Below are 18,397 nucleotides of genomic sequence, written 5' to 3'. Positions count from 1 at the left end.
CGACAGCCTTTCCAGACAATGTTTTCGTATTCCCCAAGCGCCCTGCAGGCTCAGGGTAACATGATACAGCCAGTAGGATGCAACGGCATTTGTCGACAGGACCTGATATTTGCCGGCAGCGCTCACCGCGAATGAATAAAGCCCGCAAAAGCCAGCACGGCATCGCGCAGCGCCTGCCGGTTCGCGTCGAGGATCATCTCCGTCTCCGCCGGCTTCTTCCCCAGCAGCGCGATCTCCAGCGCCGCCTCCTCGTACAGCGCGAACGACATCGTGCGCATGATCTCGGCAAGTGCCGCGCGCGCATAGAGCGAGCGCGGCGAGGCATGGACCAGCATCGCCGGCTTGCCGACGGCCGCGTCGCGCGAGACCAGCCAGTCGAGCGCATTCTTCATGCCGCCAGGCACGCCATGCGCATATTCCGGGCAGGAGACGATGACGCCGTCGGCGCGCGTGACTGCCTCGATCAGGCGCGCCGCTTCCGGCGGCGTGCGCTCGCCCTCGTCGTCGGGATTGAAGATCGGCAGCCGGCCAAGGCCGTCATAGACCGCAATGCGGCAGTCCGCAGGCGTGTTGGCGGCCAAAGCCTCCACCAGTGCGGAGTTGGTCGAGGCAGCGCGCAGGCTGCCGGAAATGGCGAGGATGTTCAGCATGGATCGGCGGGGTCGGTTCGGACGAATCGCGTCGGCAAAACCTACCACATGGTCTGCCGGTAATCGTCGTCCAACTCGCGGTCGATCTCGCCCGCGCTTTCGGCCAGCGCCAGCTGGTCGCGGATGATCTGGCCGAGCGTCGGCAAGGTGGCGCGATCGTACCAGGTCTCCGGCTTCCAGAGGTCGGAGCGCATGAAGGCCTTGGCGCAGTGCATGTAGGCCGCCTTGACCGTCACCACGATCACGCTCTGCGGCTGCTTGCCGTCGATGGCCAGCCGTTCGCGCAAGGCGGGGTCGACGGTGATGCGCGCCTCGCCGTTGACACGCAGCGTCTCGTTCATGCCGGGGATGAGGAAGAGCAGCCCGACCGACGGGTTGCGGATGATGTTTTCCAGCGTGTCCAGCCGGTTGTTGCCGGGGCGGTCGGGGATGGCGATGGTGCTGTTGTCGAGGATGGTGGTGAAACCGGGCTTATCGCCCTTGGGCGTGACGTCGGCGTTGCCAGCGCCGTCGGAGGAGCCGATCAGCACGAAGGGGCTCTTGCCGATGAAGGACCGGCAATGGCCGTCGAGGGCTTTCAGTTCCTTGCGGATCGGGCCGTCGGTCGGCTTCGGCGTCTTGTAGACGGTGCGCAGCGCCTCGCGCGTGGTCAGGAATTCCATGCCGTCCCCCCTCTTAGTCTGACGCAATTCCGGACGGAGGTTACGGCGAAGTCGCCGAACCCAACCGGCAGCCACTTTTCCTGGAATTGCTTTAATTGCCGGCTTTCTCTTCCTTGGGCTTTTCCTCAACCGAGTGGCGCATGATCAACGGCATCTGGCTGAAGGTGAACAGCAAGGTGATCGGGATCGTGCCCCACACCTTGAAATAAAGCCAGGTCGCCTCGGAAAAGTTGCGCCACACAACCTCGTTGAGCACGGCCAGGAAAAGGAAGAACAACCCCCAGCGGAAGGTCAGCTTGCGCCAGCCTTCGGCATCGAGCTGGAAAGCGGAATCGAAGACGTAGCCGAGCAGGGACCGGCCGAACAGCAATCCGCCGAGCAGTGTGACGCCGAACAGCGAATTGATGATCGTCGGCTTCATGAAGGCGAAGGTCTTGTCCTGCAGGTAAAGCGCCAGCGCGCCGAAGACGAAAACGACGATCGCCGAGACCAGCGGCATCAGCGGCAGGCTGCGCGTCAGCAGCCAGGAGGCGCTCAGCGAAAGCGCCGTCGCGACCATGAAGAAGGCGGTTGCGATCAGGATCGGCTCGCCGAGATGGGCCAACACCGGGAATTTCTCGGCCAGCCACTCGCCGCGGATGGTGGTGAAGAAGAACACCAGGCCGGGTCCCAGCTCGAGCAGGAACTTCAGGCCGGGATTGACCGGCTTGCGGCGTGGATCGGACGGTTCACGTTCGATGATATTCATAAAAGTCCTTCTTGCGCATGATCTGGCCAAAAAGCAGGCGGCCGTTCAAGATCACGCCTTTGTTCAAGCCACGCCGGCGATCGCTCGCGCGAATTCGCTGGCGGAAAACGGTTCGAGGTCGTCGACCTGCTCGCCGACGCCGATGAAATAGACCGGCAGCCGGTGCTTGGCGGCGATCGCCACCAGAATACCGCCGCGCGCCGTGCCGTCCAGCTTGGTCATCACCAGGCCGTTGACGCCGGCGACGTTGCGGAAGATCTCGACCTGGTTCAGCGCATTCTGGCCGGTGGTTGCGTCGACCGTCTGCAGCACCGTATGCGGCGCTTCCGGATCGAGCTTGCCCAGCACGCGCACGATCTTCTCCAGTTCCGCCATCAGCTCGGTCTTGTTCTGCAGGCGGCCGGCGGTGTCGATGATCAGCACATCGGAGCCGGCTTCCCTGGCCTTCTCGAAGGCATCATAGGCGAGGCCGGCGGCATCGGCGCCGAGCTTGGAGGCGATGACGGGCGATTTCGTGCGCTCGCCCCAGATTTTCAGTTGCTCGATCGCCGCGGCGCGAAACGTGTCGCCGGCGGCCAGCATCACCTTGAGGCCGCCGTCGGTGAGCTTGGCGGCTAATTTGCCAATGGTGGTGGTCTTGCCGGTGCCGTTGACACCGACGACCAGGATGACATGCGGCTTGTGGCTGAGGTCGAGCTCGAGCGGCCTGGCGACCGGCGTCAGCACCTTCTCCACCTCCGCTGCCATCACGGCGCGGACTTCCGTATCGGAGACATCCTTGCCGTAGCGGCTTGCGGCAAGCGAATCGGTGACGCGAAGCGCCGTCTCCACGCCAAGATCGGCGCGGATCAGCACGTCCTCCAGGTCCTGGAGTGTGTCCTCGTCCAATTTGCGCTTGGTGAAGACGCCGGCGATGTTGCCGGTAAGTTCGCGCGAGGAGCGGGCCAGGCCTTCGCGCATGCGCTGGAACCAGGAAAGCCGCCGCGCCGGCTCCGGCGCCTTTACCGGCTCGGCCCTCTGCTCGACTTTTTTGGCGACGGTCACCTTGCCGGCGGCGGGAGTGGGCTTCGGTGGCGCGGGAACTGCTTCCGGCTCCGGTGCTATCTCCGCACGCACAGGCTGCGGCTCGATGGGCGCAGGCTGGCGAATTGGCGGCGAGATCTCCGCGATAATTTCAGCAGAGGGCGCCAGGTCCGCGCCGGCTTCCGAGGACGGCTCGATGGAAGGCGGCACCGACGGCGGAACCTCGATCGGCGCGGGTGTTTCGACCGGAACTTCGCTCGGCGGCGTCGGCACCTCGACCGGGGCCGGCTCAGGCCGGGGCTCCGGACGCGAAGGCTCGATGTCCGGTTGGACCGGCGCGGGTGGAGGCACCTCCTGCGGCGCGGGCTGCGGTTTTGGTGCCGGCGCAGGTTCCGGCTCGGCCGGCGGCACTTCCTCCGGCGCTGGCGGCTCGGGCGTCAGGGGCGCCGGCTGCGGTTCTTCTTCCGGCTCGGGCCGCGGCAGCGGTTCCGGCTCGGTAGGAACTGTCGGTTCCGGCGTTGGCGGGATGGTTGGCGCCGGCTCGGGCTTCGGCTCTTCCGGCGTCGGTTGCGGCGCGGGCTCTTCCTCGCGCGCCAAAACCTCTGGCGCGGCCTGCTCGGCTTCCGGCTTCAGCGCGTCGAGCGCATCCCATTTGATCGGCGGCAGCGGGGCCGCCTCGTCGACGCGCTCCTCGACGACCTCTTTCTTGCCGAACGAAAATATCTTCTTGAAAAAACCAGCCATGCGTCTCGCAGTTTCTCAGGCGGCTTGCGCGGCAGAGGGCGCCGCGATCAGTCGGGCGCCGTCATGGCCGGCGACCACGGCATCAACAATGTCGCCGGGTTGCCCGGCGGCGATCGCGGCCAGCGTAAAACCTTCGGTGCGGCCGAGCCCGTCGCGCTCGACCAGGATCGATTGCCTTGTGCCGGAGAGCGACGACAAATGGCGGCGATAGGCTGCCTCGCCGTCGGCGCGCAGCCTTGCGGCGCGCGCCTTCACCACCTCGCGGCGGACCTGCGGCATGCGCGCGGCGGGCGTGCCCTCGCGTGGGCTGAACGGAAACACATGAAGATGCGTCAGGCCGCATTCCTCTACTATTCTTTCCGAATTCTCGAACATCGCCTCGGTCTCGGTCGGGAAACCGGCGATGATGTCGGCGCCGAAGACGATTCCGGGTCGCAGCTTGCGCACGTCCTCGCAAAAGCGGATCGACTGGTCTCTGCTGTGGCGACGCTTCATGCGCTTCAGGATCATGTCGTCGCCCGATTGCAGCGACAGATGCAGATGCGGCATCAGCCTCGGCTCGGTGGCGAGGGCGTCGAGCAGGTCGTCGTCGGCCTCGATGGAATCGATCGAGGACAGTCTCAGCCGTTTCACGTCCGGCACCTGGCGCAGGATCGTCTTCACCAGCTTTCCAAGTTTCGGGCTGCCGGGAAGGTCGGCGCCGAAGCTGGTCATGTCGACGCCGGTCAAAACGACCTCGGCATAGCCGTTGCCAGCCAGCCGCTTGACCTGCTCGACCACCGCGCCCATCGGCACGGAGCGCGAATTGCCGCGCCCATAGGGGATGATGCAGAAGGTGCAGCGATGGTCGCAGCCATTCTGCACTTGCACGAAGGCGCGCGCCCGGCCTTCAATGGCATCGACCATATGGCTCGCCGTCTCGCGCACCGAGAAGATGTCGTTGACGCGCGCCTTCTCGGTGTCGTTGACGCCGAAATCGGGCAGCGCGCGGTAGGAGTTCGCCTTGAGCTTCTCCTCATTGCCGAGGACGAGGTCGACCTCGTCCATGGCGGCGAAATTCTGCGGCTCGGTCTGCGCCGCGCAGCCGGTGACGATGATGCGTGCTTGCGGATTCTCGCGGCGGGCCTTGCGGATCGCCTGCTTGGCCTGGCGCACGGCTTCGGCGGTGACGGCGCAGGTGTTGAAGATGACGGCGCCGCCTTGAAGCGCGCCGAGCCCGGCGCTTTCGGCCTCGCGGCGCATCACTTCCGATTCATAGGTGTTGAGGCGGCAGCCGAAGGTGACGACGTCGATACCCGGCCCCGTGGAGGCTTGGGGCGCCGCGCTTTTTTCAAGGGCGGACATCAGGCGGCGCTTTCGGTGTCGCGGCCCCAGGCGCCGGTCAAGGGATCGAAGCTGCCGGAAAATTCCCATTCGGCTGCACCGGTCAGAATGACGTGATCGTCGTCGCGCCATTCGATATGCAGCGTGCCGCCGCTGGGAGCCAACAGGCTGACGCTTCGCCCAGTCCGCCTGGTGCGGGCTGCCGCCACCACAGCGGCGCACGACGCCGACCCGCAAGCCTTGGTCAGGCCGGCACCGCGTTCCCATGTGCGGATGACCATGGTCTGCGGGGACGTGACCTGGGCAATGGTGATATTGGCACGCTCGGGGAAGATCGGATGGTTTTCGAGCAGCGGGCCGAAGCGGTCGAGCTCATAGGACCAGACGTCGTTGTCGACCCAGAAGATGGCGTGCGGATTGCCCATCGAGACCGCGGACGGCGAATGCAGCACCGGCGCGTCGATCGGGCCGATCTGCAGCTCGATCATGCGGGTATCGCGGAATTCCTCGGCGAGCGGGATCTCCTGCCAGCCGAAACGCGGCTTGCCCATGTCGACCGAGATCGAGCCATCGGCGTGCTCCTCGGCACTCAGAATGCCGGCCCGGGTCTCGAAGGTGAAGGTCTTCCGCCCGGTCTCGGCGGCCAAAGCCTGCACGACGCAGCGCATGCCGTTGCCGCAGGCCTGCGCGCTGGTGCCATCGGAATTCAGGATGTCGACATAATAGGCGGTGCCTGGCGTGCGCGCATCATGGATCGCCATGATCTGGTCGAACCTGGTCGCGGCGTCGGCATTGAGCGCGATCGCGGCCGCGGCCGTCACCTTGTCGGCACGGCCACGCATGTCGGCGACGATGATCTCGTTGCCGATGCCGTTCATCTTGGCGAAGGGGGCGGTGCCTGCCATCTAACCGCTATTCCAATTCCGTTTGGCCGCTATATGGCGGAAACGGGCGGGAATTACCAGTCCGGCCCGGTTTTGGGCGACGGCAAGATGCCGCGCTGCGACGACCAAGAGGTCGCGCCTAAGTTACCGCGAAGACGCCGAGCACGATCAGCAGGAAGATGATCAGCACGATGCCGATGAGGATGCGCGCGCCCATTGCGGCGGCGCCTGCCAGCGCCGGCATGCCGAGAAGGCTCGCGGCGGCAGCGATAATCAAAAGAATAATGATCCATCTGATCATGGAGGGGCTCCCTGCCGAATTGTGTCAGGAAGCAACGCTTCTATGCGCCTTGGGTTCCGCTGCCTGGCGAGCTAGGCCGATGGCAAATCCCACACTTCGCCCGGGCGCATCGCGCGGAATCGCTCCGGCGGCAGGCCTTCGGCGTCCAGCGCCTCGGCCAGCTTTTGCGCCGGCTCCTCAACCGGCTCGTCGGTGAGATGGAATGTGCCCCAATGGCAGCCGGCGGCGAAGGTGGTGTTGCACAGCTTCATGCCTTGCACGGCCTCCTCCGGGTTCTGGTGCTGCGGCGCCATGAACCAGCGCGGCTCATAGGCGCCGATCGGCAGGATGGCGAGGCGAAAGCCGCCATGCTTTTCAGCCATCAGCCGGTAGTTGATACCGTCATGGAAGCCGGTGTCGCCGGCGAAATAGATGTTGCCGCCCGCTGTTTCGATGACGAAGCCCGCCCACAGCGCCATGCGGCGGTCACGCCCGCCGCGCGCCGACCAGTGATGCGCCGGCTCGACATGAATGGCGGCCGCGCCGACGTCGACCCGGTCGCCCCAATCATGCACGCTGAGCCGCATGCCGGGCACCGCGCGGTTGATGACGGCATCGTTGCCGAGCGGCGTCATGACCCGCGCGTCGTGGTCCTCCCTCAACCGCTTCAGCGTGGCAAGGTCGAGGTGGTCGTAGTGGTTGTGGCTGATGAGGACCAGATCGATCGGCGGCAGGTCGGCAAAGGCAATCCCCGGCGCATTGACCCTTCTCGGACCGGCGAAGGCGAAAGGCGAGGCGCGTTCCGACCAGACCGGATCGATGAGGATATTCAGGCCCGCCGTCTGGATGAGGAGCGAGGCGTGGCCGACCATGGTGAGCCTGAGCGCGCTACCCTCGATCATCTTGTCGGGTTGTGCTTTCGGAAAAGGGCTCGGAAAGGCCGCCGGCCATTTCGCCCGCCCGCCGCTGAATTGCCATTTGAGCAGATCGGTGAAGCGCCCCGGCGGCTTGCCGCCAGGATTGAAGAACAAGGTGCCGTCGAAATGATCGCTGGGCGGGCCGCTATAGTAGCGGTTGGCGGTTCTCGTGCTCGCAGCCATTCTCTCTCCCGCCGGCTCGGTCCTTCCTGAGATAAGGACGCGCCTGCCTGGCGCAAGCATTTTGCGGGCGAATGCCAAGGGCCGGAAGACGGCTTCGTCTAGGATCACGGGCGCGGAGGACTGCGCCATGGCGATGAAGCGAACCAAAACACCGTGGATGAAGGCCGAGGATTTCGGCCGCTCGCTGCCGCGCGGGGTGGGCGTCAACCTCCTGGTCACCGACATGGCGGCGATGGAGGCGTTCTGCCGCGATGTGCTTGGCGCGCGCGTTATTTATGCCGACGAGGATTTCGCAGCGATCGAACTTTTGGGCTCGTTGTTCATGCTGCATGCCGACCATTCCTATCTCGACAATCCGATGACCGGGGTCACCGCAGGCACCGAAACGCGCGGGGCCGGTATCGAACTGCGCCTTTACGGCGCCGATCCGGATGCGGTCGAGAAAAAGGCGGCAGCGCTCGGCCACATCGTGTTGGCCGGCTCGATCGACAAGCCGCACGGTCTGCGCGAATGCTACATTATCGGCCCGGATGGCTATGTATTCGTGCCGAGCACAAGGATATAATGTCGTTATTTCAAAGGTTTAGATGGCTGCTTCCGGCGTCGTCCCGGTGCTGCCCGTTTGTTGCGATAAATTTACAACAGCCGCATCGAAAACCCTATTTTAACCATATCGGGTTGAAATTCTGCCACCTTCGCCATCTTGGTGGAGCGGAGATTACGCGGATGGCTTCCCCCGGCCAGATCCGACGGAGGTTTGGATGAATTTTTCTATGACCCGCCCCTTTTCAATAAGCGGCCTCGTGGCCGTGTCGCTGGCCGCGCTGGTTGCGAGCGGCTGCTCGACCTCGCGCTTCTCGTCGATGGACGAGCAGCAGCCGGCGCCGCTGACGCCGGCACCCTCCGGCACGGTGACGCAGAATCAGCTGCCGCCGCCGGCTTCGCCCGGCACCACTGACCCGTCGCAATTCCCGACCGCGCCGAAAAATGCGCAGGTCGCCTCGCTGCCGCCGGACGGTACCGCGCCCGCCGGCGCCGCCGATCTCACCGCGGCCAGCGTCGCCGGTGTGTGGAGCGCCAGTGTCGCCGGGCAGAGCTGCAAGGTGGCGACGCCGCAGACCAAGTTCGGCGCCGGCTACCGCGCCGGTCCGCTGCACTGCCCGGCGCCGATGGACGGCATCAAGTCGTGGAACGTCGCCGGCAAGCAGCTGACGCTCTACGACGAAAACGGCGGCGCGCTGGCCAGGCTCTATTCCTCGGGCGGCGAAAAGTTCGACGGCCAGACTTCCAACGGGCAGCCGATTTCGCTTACAAGGTAAGCTAGGGTGTGCTGATATTCAGGTGATGCCGGCCTGCGAACGGCGGCTTTCTGCGCTTCCGGTGCTCACGTACTTTAAGTACGCTCCGCTCCGGTTCTCGTAAGCCACCATTCTCGGCTCGGCCTGACCTGAATCTCAGCACACCCTTGGCGCCTTCCTTAGAGCATTCTGCTCGATATAAATGACGTGACCTATGCATCTGCGTGACGGCCTCCAGACCCATGCGACCGTCAGGCAGCGCTACGACCATCTCGTCCAGAGCGGCGCCGTCGAACGTGACCCGGCGCAGGAGCGCATCGTCACCGCGCTCGACCGGCTGACCGACGAGATTTCGGCAAAGAGGCTCGCGCAGAAATCCAGCGCGCTGGGCTGGCTGTTCGCGCGCAGCAAGCCGCGCGAGCAGGTCAGAGGCCTTTACATCCATGGCGGCGTCGGGCGTGGCAAGTCCATGCTGATGGACATGTTCTTCGAGCTGCTGCCGGTCAGGCGCAAGCGCCGCGTTCATTTCAACGACTTCATGGCCGATGTGCAGGACCGCATCCAGAAGCACCGGCTGGCGCGCAAGAACGGCGATGTCAAGGAAGACGATCCGATCCCGCCAGTGGCGCGGGCGCTCGCCGAGGAAGCATGGGTGCTGTGCTTCGACGAGTTCTCGGTCACCGATATTGCCGACGCGATGATCCTGTCGCGCCTGTTTTCAGCGTTGTTTGCCGGCGGCGTGGTGCTGGTCGCCACCTCAAACGTGGCGCCGGAGAACCTCTATCGCGACGGGCTGAACCGGCAGCTCTTCCTGCCGTTCATTTCGCTGCTCGAGCGCAATGCCGCGGTGATGACGCTGGATGCCGAGAAAGACTATCGGCAGGAAAAGCTCGATCGCCTGCCGGTCTATGTCACGCCGGACGATGCCGCGGCCGACCGCGCGCTGGACGACGCCTGGGAGGCCATGACGCATGGCCGGCCGACCGGCGAGGTCATATTGACGCTCAAAGGCCGCCAACTCGTCGTGCCGCGCGCCGCCGGCGATGCGGCGCGCTTTTCCTTTGCCGATCTTTGCGAAAAGCCGCTCGGCGCGCGCGACTATTTGGCGATCGCCGGCCGTTTCTCGACCGTCGTCATCGATCATGTGCCGGTGCTGGGGGAAGGCAAGCGCAACGAGGCCAAGCGCTTCATTCTTTTGATCGACACGCTCTACGACCACCGCATGCGGTTGGTGATGAGCGCGGCGGCGCCGCCCGAAGGGCTCTACACAGCCAAGCGCGGCACGGAAGTGTTCGAATTCGAGCGCACCGCCTCGCGCCTGGCCGAGATGCAGAGCCGCGACTGGCTCGACGGCTGGGCGGAACGGCGCGATGAAGCGCAGCCTGCGGAGGCAAGGCAGGCGTAGGGATATCGTTTCGCCACCCTCCTGCGTGGGAAAAAGGCGCAGCGATTTTCCGTCCGGAATTGCGTAGAAACAAAGCGTTGGAGCAGGTCAGTGGTTCCATCAAACCCTGAACTGCTCTAGCCGCCCCAGCATGCCGTTACACTTTCAGGCTTGACTGGTGGACGGTACGGAATAGGGTGGCCCACGAAAATACCGGCTTTGGTCGCCGGGCGGCAAAAATGCCTCGTATGCCTCGCCCATCCGGCGCTGGCTGCGGGGCTTTTTCATTTTGGGGCCTCGCTTGAAACGACGCATCGAGATCGGCGTCCTCTATTCCCGGTCCGGGAGCTACCAGCTCGTCTCGGACGCCTGCCGCACCGGCGCGATGCGGGCGATCGCCGACATCAACGCCGATCGCGCGCAAAGCATCGACCTTGTCCCGGTCGAGCGCGACCCGCAAAGCAATGCCGACCGTTACGCGACGCTCTGCGAGGATATCTTCCGGACCAGCAGCGCCCGCCATGTCATCGGCTGCATCACCTCCTGGAGCCGCAAGGAGACAATTCCCGTGCTGGAGAAGGCGGGAGGCATGCTCTGGTATGCCTGCCCGTATGAAGGCTTCGAGGCCAACGAGCATGTCGTCTACATGCATGCCTGCCCGAACCAGCATCTGGTGCCCTTGATGGCCTATGTCGCGCCGCGTTTCGGCGCCAACGGCTTCCTGCTCGGCTCGAATTACATTTGGGGCTGGGAGATGAACCGCGTTGCGCGCGACCTGATCGCCGACGCCGGCGGCAAGGTGCTCGGCGAGCGCTACCTGCGCATCGGCGAGACCGACGTTTCGCGCCTGATCGACGAAATCCGCGTGACGCGGCCGAATTTCATCCTCAACAACCTGATCGGCACCTCGTCCTACGCCTTCCTCGCCGCATATCGCGACCTGGGAAGCGAGGACGCGGCCTTCAAGCCCGACGCCTGCCCGGTGATCTCGTGCAATCTCACCGAGGGCGAGTTGCCGGCGATCGGCGAAACCGGCAAGGGCCATTTGTCGGCCGGGCCCTATTTCGCGCCGCGTCCGGCCGCCTTCGCCTCGTCCTTCGAGGCGTCGGCCTATGCCTCGGTGCAAGTGATGGCGGACGTGCTTTCCGGCGATCCCGATGCCGGTCCCGCGGAATTCTCGAAAGCCTTCGCCGAACGCCGCTTCGCGACGCGGCTGGGGCCGATCGCCATCGATCCGCACACCCAGCATGCGACCCTGCCGGTGATCATCGGGCGCATTGCCGACGGGTTCTTCGAGGTGGTGAGCCGCGAGGAAGAGGTGGCGCCCGACCCTTATCTTTCGCGCTACGATCCGGCCAAGATATTCGGCCGTCCGCGGCTCAGGGTGGTGTCGTGAGCCGCGCCACGCGCATTCCCAATCTCGGCGGCGCCAAGGCCTTCGTGCTGCATCGCCCGCACACGACGGTGCAGGCGATCACCCGGCAGTTGTCGGCGATCGGCCTCGATGCGGTCGAGTGCTGGCCGCAACTGCCGGCGGAGGCGCTCGCGGCGGATTTCGTCTTCTTCGATGCCGACCTCGGCTTCGACGACCAGTTCCCGTGGAAGCCCGGCGAGGCGCCGATGCCGCTGGTGGCGCTGATCGGCTCGGAGGCGCCGGGCCGCATCGAATGGTCGTTGTCGCACAAGGCGGATGCGCAATTGCTGAAACCGGTCGGCACCGCCGGTGTCTACAGCGCGCTGCTGATCGCCCGGCAAAGCTTCGAGGCGCGAAAACAGCTTGCCGGCGAGATCGCGTCGCTGCGCCAGCGGGTCGGCGAGCGCCAGACCATCGTGCGCGCGGTCGCGGCCCTGTCGAAAGGCAGCGACGACGACCGCGCCTACGCGCAGCTCAGATCGCTGGCGATGAGCTGGCAGATCAGCGTCGAGGAAGCGGCGCGGCGCATCGTGGCGATGACGGAAGACGAAGGCGGCGATGACCAGTCCCATCGCGCCTGACCTCCCGGCGGCGGGCCGGATGCCGGTAAAACCGCGCGCCGGCGTCTGGCGCCGGCTGGTCAAGCGACCGCTGGCGCTGCTCGGCTTGCTCATCGTCGCAATCGTGCTCACCGGCGCCATGCTGGCGCCATGGCTGACTGGCTACGATCCCAACGAGCAGATGTTCGACGGCCTGACGCTCGAAGGCTCGCCCTTGCCGCCGACCGCCAAGTTCTGGCTGGGCACCGACCTGCTCGGCCGGGATCTTTTGACCCGCATCCTGTTCGGCGCCCGCACCTCGCTGATCATCGGCATCGTCGCCAATGGCGTGGCGCTTCTGATCGGCACGCTGGTCGGCGTCACGGCGGGCTATTTCCGCGGCTGGATCGGCAGCGCGCTGATGCGCTTCACCGACCTGATGATGGCCTTTCCAGCACTTCTGCTCGCCATCTGCCTGGCGGCGGTCTTCCAGCCCAGCCTGTGGATCGTCGCCATGGTGATCGCCCTGGTCAACTGGGTGCAGACGGCGCGCGTCATCTACACCGAAACCTCGTCGCTCTCCGAGCGCGAGTTCATCGATGCCGAGCGCACGATAGGGGCGAGCGCGCCGCGGATTCTTATTCGCCACATCCTGCCGCATCTTCTGCCGACCATCATCGTCTGGGGCACGCTCGGCATCTCGACCACCGTGCTGCTCGAAGCCACGCTCAGCTATCTCGGCATCGGCGTGCAGCCGCCGACGGCCTCGTGGGGCAACATCATCTTCGAGAACCAGACCTATTTCCAGGCGGCCCCTTGGCTGGTGTTCTTCCCGGGCGCCGCGATCCTGGCGCTGGCGCTGGCCTTCAACCTGATTGGCGACGCGCTGCGCGACATTCTCGACCCGACGCAAAGAGGGCGGGAATGATGGGAGGCCGCGCATGATCGCCTATCTCGGCCGCCGGCTTATCCAGTCGTTGCTCATCCTGCTCGGCGTTTCGCTGATCACCTTCGCGCTGCTCTATCTCTTGCCGGCCGATCCGGTGCGCCAGATCGCCGGCCGCAGCGCCACGCCCGAAACGGTGGAGAACATCCGCCGGCAGCTCGGCCTCGACCAGCCCTTCATCGTCCAGTATTGGCACTATCTCGTCCGGCTCATCAGCGGCGATCTCGGCCGCTCCTACATCCAGCGCTCGGAAGTCACCGAGCTCATCGTCTCGCGGCTGCCGGCAAGCCTGCTTTTGATGGTCGGAGCCATCCTGTGCGAGCTGGCGATCGGGCTCAGCATGGGGCTGATCGCCGCCGTCAAGCGCGGCACCGCCACCGACCAGACCTTGATGGTCGCCTCTTTCGTCGGCGTCTCGGCGCCGCAATTCGTCGTCGGCCTGCTCTTGCTCTACGTCTTCGCCGTCAGGCTCGGCTGGTTCCCGATCGGCGGCTACGGCAGCTGGCGCCACCTCGTGCTGCCCTCGCTGACCATGGGCATACTCGGCGCCGGCTGGTACGCGCGCATGATGCGCTCGTCGATGATCGACGTGCTGCGCCAGGACTATATGCGCACCGCGCGCGCCAAGGGCCTGGCGCGCGGCGCCATCCTGTTTCGCCATGCGCTGCCCAACGCCATCCTGCCGGTCGTCGCCATGATCGGCATCGACATCGGCGTCTTCATGGGCGGCATCGTGGTGGTCGAAAGCGTCTTCGGCTGGCCCGGCATCGGCCAGCTCGCCTGGCAGGCCATCCAGCGCGTCGACATCCCGATCATCATGGGCGTCACCCTGGTCTCGGCCTTCGCCATCGTGCTCGGCAACCTGCTCGCCGACATCATCGCGCCCTTCATCGATCCGCGTATCAAGCTCAGATGAAATGAAAACAACCAAAGAAAGGGAACACTGACATGAGACGTTTTCTTGCATCCACCGTGGCCGCGTCGGCGCTGGCGCTGATGCTCGGCATGGCAAGCGCCCGCGCCGAGGACGCTGTCGACCCGAACGCCAAGCAGGGCGGCGCCATCACCATCACCTACAAGGATGACGTCGCCACGCTCGATCCGGCGATCGGCTATGACTGGCAGAACTGGTCGATGATCAAGAGCCTGTTCGACGGGCTGATGGATTACGAGCCGGGCACCACCAACCTCAAGCCCGACCTTGCGGAGAGCTACGAGATCTCGCCCGACGGCAAGACCTTCACCTTCAAGCTGCGCCACGGCGTCAAGTTCCACAACGGCCGCGAGATGACCGCGGATGACGTGAAATATTCGCTCGACCGCGTCACCAACCCGAAGACGCAGAGCCCGGGCGCCGGCTTCTTCGGCTCGATCAAGGGCTATGACGATGTCGCCGCCGGCAAGGCCCAGAGCCTTTCCGGCGTGACCGTGGTCGATCCATACACGATCAAGTTCGAGCTGACCCGGCCGGACGCCACCTTCCTGCATGTCATGGCCATCAACTTCTCACATGTCGTGCCGAAGGAAGAGGTCGAGAAATACGGCGCCGATTTCGGCAAGCATCCGGTCGGCACCGGCGCCTTCAAGCTCGCCGAATGGACGCTCGGACAGCGCATCGTCTTCGAGCGCAATCCGGATTACTGGCACAAGGGCCTGCCGCACCTCGACAAGATCACCTTCGAGATCGGCCAGGAGCCGATCGTGGCGCTGCTGCGCCTGCAGAAGGGCGAGATCGACGTGCCCGGCGACGGCATCCCGCCGGCCAAATTCCAGGAGGTGATGGCCGATCCCGAGCAGAAGGCCCGCGTCGTCGAAGGCGGCCAGTTGCACACCGGCTACGTCACCATGAACACCACCATGGCGCCCTTCGACAATGTGAAGGTGCGCCAGGCCGTCAACATGGCGATCAACAAGGCGCGCATCATCCAGATCATCAACGGCCGCGCCGTGCCGGCCAACCAGCCGCTGCCGCCGTCGATGCCGGGCTACGACAAGGAATACAAGGGCTATCCCTATGACGTCGCCAAGGCCAAGGCGCTGCTCGCCGAGGCCGGCCATCCCGATGGCTTCGAGACGCAATTGTTCGCCATGAACACCGATCCCAACCCGCGCATCGCCCAGGCGATCCAGCAGGACCTGGCGGCGATCGGCATCAAGGCCAGCATCCAGTCGCTCGCCCAGGCCAATGTCATTGCCGCCGGCGGCGACAAGGCAGGCGCGCCGATGATCTGGTCGGGCGGCATGGCCTGGATCGCCGACTTCCCGGATCCGTCCAACTTCTACGGCCCGATCCTCGGCTGCGCCGGCGCCGTGCCGGGCGGCTGGAACTGGTCATGGTATTGCAACAAGGATCTCGACGCCAAGGCGGCCGAGGCTGACTCGGTGGTCGATCCGGCGAAGTCCGCCGACCGTGGCAAGATGTGGAGCGCCATCTACGACAAGGTGATGGAGGACGCGCCCTGGGCGCCGGTCTTCAACGAGCAGCGCTTCACCATGAAATCGGCCCGCATGGGCGGCGCCGACAACCTCTATGTCGACCCGGTCCATATCCCGATCAACTACGACAATGTGTATGTAAAAGATGTGCAGTAACTGCGACTACACCATCCACGGGCGCCATCATCATTTCGGCTGGGACAATTCCTTTGTCCCGGCCGAGCGGGTGGCGCCCGGCTCGACCATCGAGTTCCAGTGCCTGGATTCGTCCGGCGGGCAACTCAAACCCGACAGCACGGTCGCCGACGCCGCCAAGCTCGACTTCGCCAAGGTCAACCCGGTGACCGGGCCGATCTTCGTCGACGGCGCCGAGCCGGGTGACGCGCTGAAGGTGACGATCGAGATGTTCAAGCCATCCGGCTTCGGCTGGACGGCCAACATCCCGGGCTTCGGCCTGCTCGCCGACGACTTCAAGGAGCCGGCGCTGAACATCTGGAAATACGACGCTGCCTCGCTCGAGCCGGCGCTGTTCGGCCAAAATGCGCGTGTGCCGCTGAAGCCGTTTGCCGGCACCATCGGCAACGCCCTGGCCGAAAACGGCCTCCACTCTGTGGTGCCGCCGCGGCGTGTCGGCGGCAATCTCGACATCCGCGATCTCGCCGCCGGCACCACGCTGTACCTGCCGGTGGAAGTCGCGGGCGCGTTGTTTTCGGTCGGCGACACGCACGCCGCACAGGGCGACGGCGAGGTGTGCGGCACGGCGATCGAGAGCCCGATGGACGTCGTGCTGAAACTCGACCTGGTCAAGGACGCGCGGCTGAAAACGCCGCGTTTCACCACGCCGGGCCCGGTGACGCGGCACCTCGACGCCAAGGGCTATGAGGTGACGACGGGCATCGGGCCCGACCTGATGACCGGCGCCAGGGAGGCCGTCAGCCAGATGGTCGATCTGCTGGCTGCCCGTTACAAGCTCGACCCGGTCGATGCCTACATGCTGGTCTCGGTCTGCGGCGATCTCAGGATCAGCGAGATCGTCGACATGCCGAACTGGGTGGTGTCGTTCTACTTCCCGCGCTGCGTGTTTGAATGAGAGGCCGGCGACGGAATAAATCCCTTGCAGGGGTGCGCCTGTGACGACCCCCGAGCCCGTCCTAGACATCGCCAACCTCTCCGTCAGCGTGCGTGGTGAGGATGGCGAGCGCGAGGTTGTCTCCGGCCTGTCGCTGTCGCTCAAACGCGGCGAGACACTGTGCATTGCCGGCGAGTCCGGTTCCGGCAAATCGATGACCGCGCTGGCGATCATGCAATTGCTGCCGCAACCTGCCGCGCGCATATCATCAGGCAAGATCCGCCTTCGTGATGGGGCTAATCTGGGCGCCGTCGAGCTGACGGCGCTCGACGAGCGCCGCATGCGCGACATTCGCGGCGACCGCATCGCGATGATCTTCCAGGAGCCGATGACCTCGCTCAATCCGGTGCTGTCGATCGGCCGGCAGCTCACCGAATCGATCGAGGCGCATACCGGCCTTTCCCACGCCGAGGCGCAACGGCGCGCCGTCAAGGCGCTGCAGGCGGTGCGCATCTCAGAGGCCGAAAACCGGCTGAAACAGTTTCCGCACGAATTGTCGGGCGGCATGCGCCAGCGGGTGATGATCGCCATGGCGCTGGCGCTCGAACCCGACGTGCTGATCGCCGACGAGCCGACGACGGCGCTGGACGTCACCGTGCAGGGCGAGGTGCTGGAACTGCTGCGCGACCTGCAGCGCCAGCACGGCACCAGCGTCATCCTGATCACCCACGACATGGGCGTCGTCGCCGAAATGGCCGATCGCGTCATCATCATGCGCAATGGCCGCATGGTCGAGGAAGGCGCCGCCGCCGATATTTTCGCCAGGCCGCAGGCCGCCTATACGCGCGAGCTTCTTGCCGCCGTTCCGCGCATCGGCTCGGGCGCCGGGCGCCGCGCTTCCGGCGAGCCGGACAAAGTGGCGACGCAGGACAAGGTGGCGGTCGTGAACGACCTCCATGTCCGCTTCGACCTGCGCGGCGGCTTCTTCAGCCGCGTCAACCGGCGGGTGCATGCCGTCGAAGGCGTCAGCTTCTCTATTGCGCCGAATGAGACGCTGGCGCTGGTCGGCGAGTCCGGCTGCGGCAAATCGACCACCGCCAAGGCGCTTGCCGGCCTGGTGCCCTATAGCGGCGGCGTGACGATCGGCGGCCGGGAGCTCGCCACGCTTGGCGGCGACGCGCGCAAGGCGGTGCGGCGCGACGTGCAGATGGTTTTCCAGGATCCTTACGCTTCGCTCGATCCGCGCATGCGCGTCGGCGACCTGGTGGCCGAGCCGCTGCTCATCCACGGCATCGGGTCGAAGGAGGAGCGCCGCGAACGCGTGGCCGCGTTGTTCGAGAGGGTCGGCCTGTCGGCGGCGCAGATGGAGCTTTATCCGCATGAATTCTCGGGCGGCCAGCGCCAGCGCATCTGCATCGCGCGGGCGCTGGCGCTCAGGCCGAAGCTGATCATCGCCGACGAGAGCGTGTCGGCGCTGGATGTCTCGGTGCAGGCGCGCGTGCTCGATCTGTTGAAGGAGCTGCAGCGCGAATTCGGCGTCGCCTATCTGTTCATCTCGCATGACATGGCGGTGGTCGAGAACATCTCGGATCGCGTCGCCGTCATGTATCTCGGCCAGATCGTCGAGATCGGCAGCCGCGACCAGGTCTTCTCCAACCCGCGCCATCCCTACACGCGACGGCTCATCGAGGCGGTGCCGGTTCCCGATCCGTCACGACGCCGGCCACGCTTTGCCCGCCTCGATCGTGAAATTCCGAGCGCCACGCGGCGGATCGGCGAAAGCATGCCGAAACTGGTGCTCAAGGATTTCGGCGGCGGGCATTTCGCCGCCGTCGGGGACTGATACGGGCGGAGCGGCGATCTGTCCGTTTCGGGATGTGCCCGAATGGTGGTAAAG

General features: G+C 65.3%; 18 protein-coding genes. 10 read left to right on the top strand and 8 right to left on the bottom strand.

Going from position 1 to position 18,397, the window contains the following annotated elements; genetic code table 11:
• Nucleotides 1-122: 122 nt before the first annotated feature.
• The 8 genes from AC0L2L_RS10840 to AC0L2L_RS10805 all read right to left on the bottom strand — a co-directional run bounded on the left by AC0L2L_RS10840 (nucleotide 123) and on the right by AC0L2L_RS10805 (nucleotide 7,414).
• Nucleotides 123-650 (bottom strand): NADPH-dependent FMN reductase, encoded by a 528-nt coding sequence (locus AC0L2L_RS10840; RefSeq protein ID WP_473578203.1) that lies wholly within the window; start codon nucleotides 648-650, stop codon nucleotides 123-125.
• Nucleotides 651-691: 41 nt separating this feature from the next.
• On the bottom strand, nucleotides 692-1,312 hold the full coding sequence (locus tag AC0L2L_RS10835) for a pyridoxamine 5'-phosphate oxidase family protein (RefSeq protein WP_473578202.1): 621 nt from the start codon (nucleotides 1,310-1,312) through the stop codon (nucleotides 692-694).
• Between the two features lie 91 nt (nucleotides 1,313-1,403).
• Nucleotides 1,404-2,060: a septation protein A gene (locus tag AC0L2L_RS10830; RefSeq protein WP_473578200.1), complete on the bottom strand. Its 657-nt coding sequence runs from the start codon at nucleotides 2,058-2,060 to the stop codon at nucleotides 1,404-1,406.
• Nucleotides 2,061-2,123: 63 nt separating this feature from the next.
• Nucleotides 2,124-3,827 (bottom strand): signal recognition particle-docking protein FtsY, encoded by a 1,704-nt coding sequence (ftsY, locus tag AC0L2L_RS10825; RefSeq protein WP_473578198.1) that lies wholly within the window; start codon nucleotides 3,825-3,827, stop codon nucleotides 2,124-2,126.
• A 15-nt stretch (nucleotides 3,828-3,842) separates the two neighbouring features.
• The gene (gene mtaB / locus AC0L2L_RS10820) at nucleotides 3,843-5,171 is read right to left on the bottom strand and encodes a tRNA (N(6)-L-threonylcarbamoyladenosine(37)-C(2))-methylthiotransferase MtaB (protein ID WP_473578197.1); all 1,329 of its coding nucleotides are present in this window, start codon (nucleotides 5,169-5,171) and stop codon (nucleotides 3,843-3,845) included.
• Nucleotides 5,171-6,055 (bottom strand): diaminopimelate epimerase, encoded by an 885-nt coding sequence (gene dapF, locus AC0L2L_RS10815; RefSeq protein ID WP_473578196.1) that lies wholly within the window; start codon nucleotides 6,053-6,055, stop codon nucleotides 5,171-5,173. Before dapF ends, mtaB begins: the two co-directional genes overlap by 1 nt.
• A 118-nt stretch (nucleotides 6,056-6,173) precedes the next feature.
• On the bottom strand, nucleotides 6,174-6,335 hold the full coding sequence (locus AC0L2L_RS10810; RefSeq protein ID WP_027169154.1) for a DUF1328 family protein: 162 nt from the start codon (nucleotides 6,333-6,335) through the stop codon (nucleotides 6,174-6,176).
• Between the two features lie 71 nt (nucleotides 6,336-6,406).
• On the bottom strand, nucleotides 6,407-7,414 hold the full coding sequence (locus tag AC0L2L_RS10805) for an MBL fold metallo-hydrolase (protein ID WP_473578194.1): 1,008 nt from the start codon (nucleotides 7,412-7,414) through the stop codon (nucleotides 6,407-6,409).
• A 127-nt stretch (nucleotides 7,415-7,541) separates the two neighbouring features.
• Here AC0L2L_RS10805 and AC0L2L_RS10800 point away from each other — a divergent pair, with 127 nt between their 5' ends.
• The 10 genes from AC0L2L_RS10800 (at nucleotide 7,542) to AC0L2L_RS10755 (ending at nucleotide 18,343) form a co-directional block, all read left to right on the top strand.
• Entirely contained in the window at nucleotides 7,542-7,979 is a 438-nt protein-coding gene (locus AC0L2L_RS10800) for a VOC family protein (protein WP_473578192.1), read from the top strand.
• 196 nt (nucleotides 7,980-8,175) lie between these two features.
• A complete protein-coding gene (locus AC0L2L_RS10795) occupies nucleotides 8,176-8,733 on the top strand; it encodes a protease inhibitor Inh/omp19 family protein (RefSeq protein WP_473578189.1) in 558 nt (185 codons plus the stop codon).
• A gap of 193 nt (nucleotides 8,734-8,926) precedes the next feature.
• Nucleotides 8,927-10,117 (top strand): cell division protein ZapE, encoded by a 1,191-nt coding sequence (gene zapE, locus AC0L2L_RS10790; protein WP_473578188.1) that lies wholly within the window; start codon nucleotides 8,927-8,929, stop codon nucleotides 10,115-10,117.
• Between the two features lie 280 nt (nucleotides 10,118-10,397).
• The gene (locus AC0L2L_RS10785; protein WP_473578186.1) at nucleotides 10,398-11,492 is read left to right on the top strand and encodes a transporter substrate-binding protein; all 1,095 of its coding nucleotides are present in this window, start codon (nucleotides 10,398-10,400) and stop codon (nucleotides 11,490-11,492) included.
• A complete protein-coding gene (locus tag AC0L2L_RS10780) occupies nucleotides 11,489-12,091 on the top strand; it encodes an ANTAR domain-containing response regulator (protein WP_473578184.1) in 603 nt (200 codons plus the stop codon). Before AC0L2L_RS10785 ends, AC0L2L_RS10780 begins: the two co-directional genes overlap by 4 nt.
• A gap of 19 nt (nucleotides 12,092-12,110) precedes the next feature.
• Nucleotides 12,111-12,977 (top strand): ABC transporter permease, encoded by an 867-nt coding sequence (locus AC0L2L_RS10775; protein ID WP_473578463.1) that lies wholly within the window; start codon nucleotides 12,111-12,113, stop codon nucleotides 12,975-12,977.
• Between the two features lie 13 nt (nucleotides 12,978-12,990).
• A complete protein-coding gene (locus AC0L2L_RS10770) occupies nucleotides 12,991-13,911 on the top strand; it encodes an ABC transporter permease (RefSeq protein ID WP_473578183.1) in 921 nt (306 codons plus the stop codon).
• A gap of 32 nt (nucleotides 13,912-13,943) precedes the next feature.
• The gene (locus AC0L2L_RS10765; protein ID WP_473578181.1) at nucleotides 13,944-15,587 is read left to right on the top strand and encodes an ABC transporter substrate-binding protein; all 1,644 of its coding nucleotides are present in this window, start codon (nucleotides 13,944-13,946) and stop codon (nucleotides 15,585-15,587) included.
• Entirely contained in the window at nucleotides 15,577-16,521 is a 945-nt protein-coding gene (locus tag AC0L2L_RS10760; protein WP_473578180.1) for an acetamidase/formamidase family protein, read from the top strand. The genes AC0L2L_RS10765 and AC0L2L_RS10760 overlap by 11 nt, the downstream gene beginning before the upstream one ends.
• Before the next feature lie 40 nt (nucleotides 16,522-16,561).
• Nucleotides 16,562-18,343, top strand: a complete 1,782-nt coding sequence (locus AC0L2L_RS10755) for an ABC transporter ATP-binding protein (RefSeq protein ID WP_473578178.1) — start codon at nucleotides 16,562-16,564, stop codon at nucleotides 18,341-18,343.
• Nucleotides 18,344-18,397 lie beyond the last annotated feature (54 nt).

It is taken from the genome of Mesorhizobium sp. WSM4832, from assembly GCF_055811115.1.
Note: the sequence above shows the minus strand (reverse complement) of the source record. Positions and strands in the feature narration are given on the sequence as shown.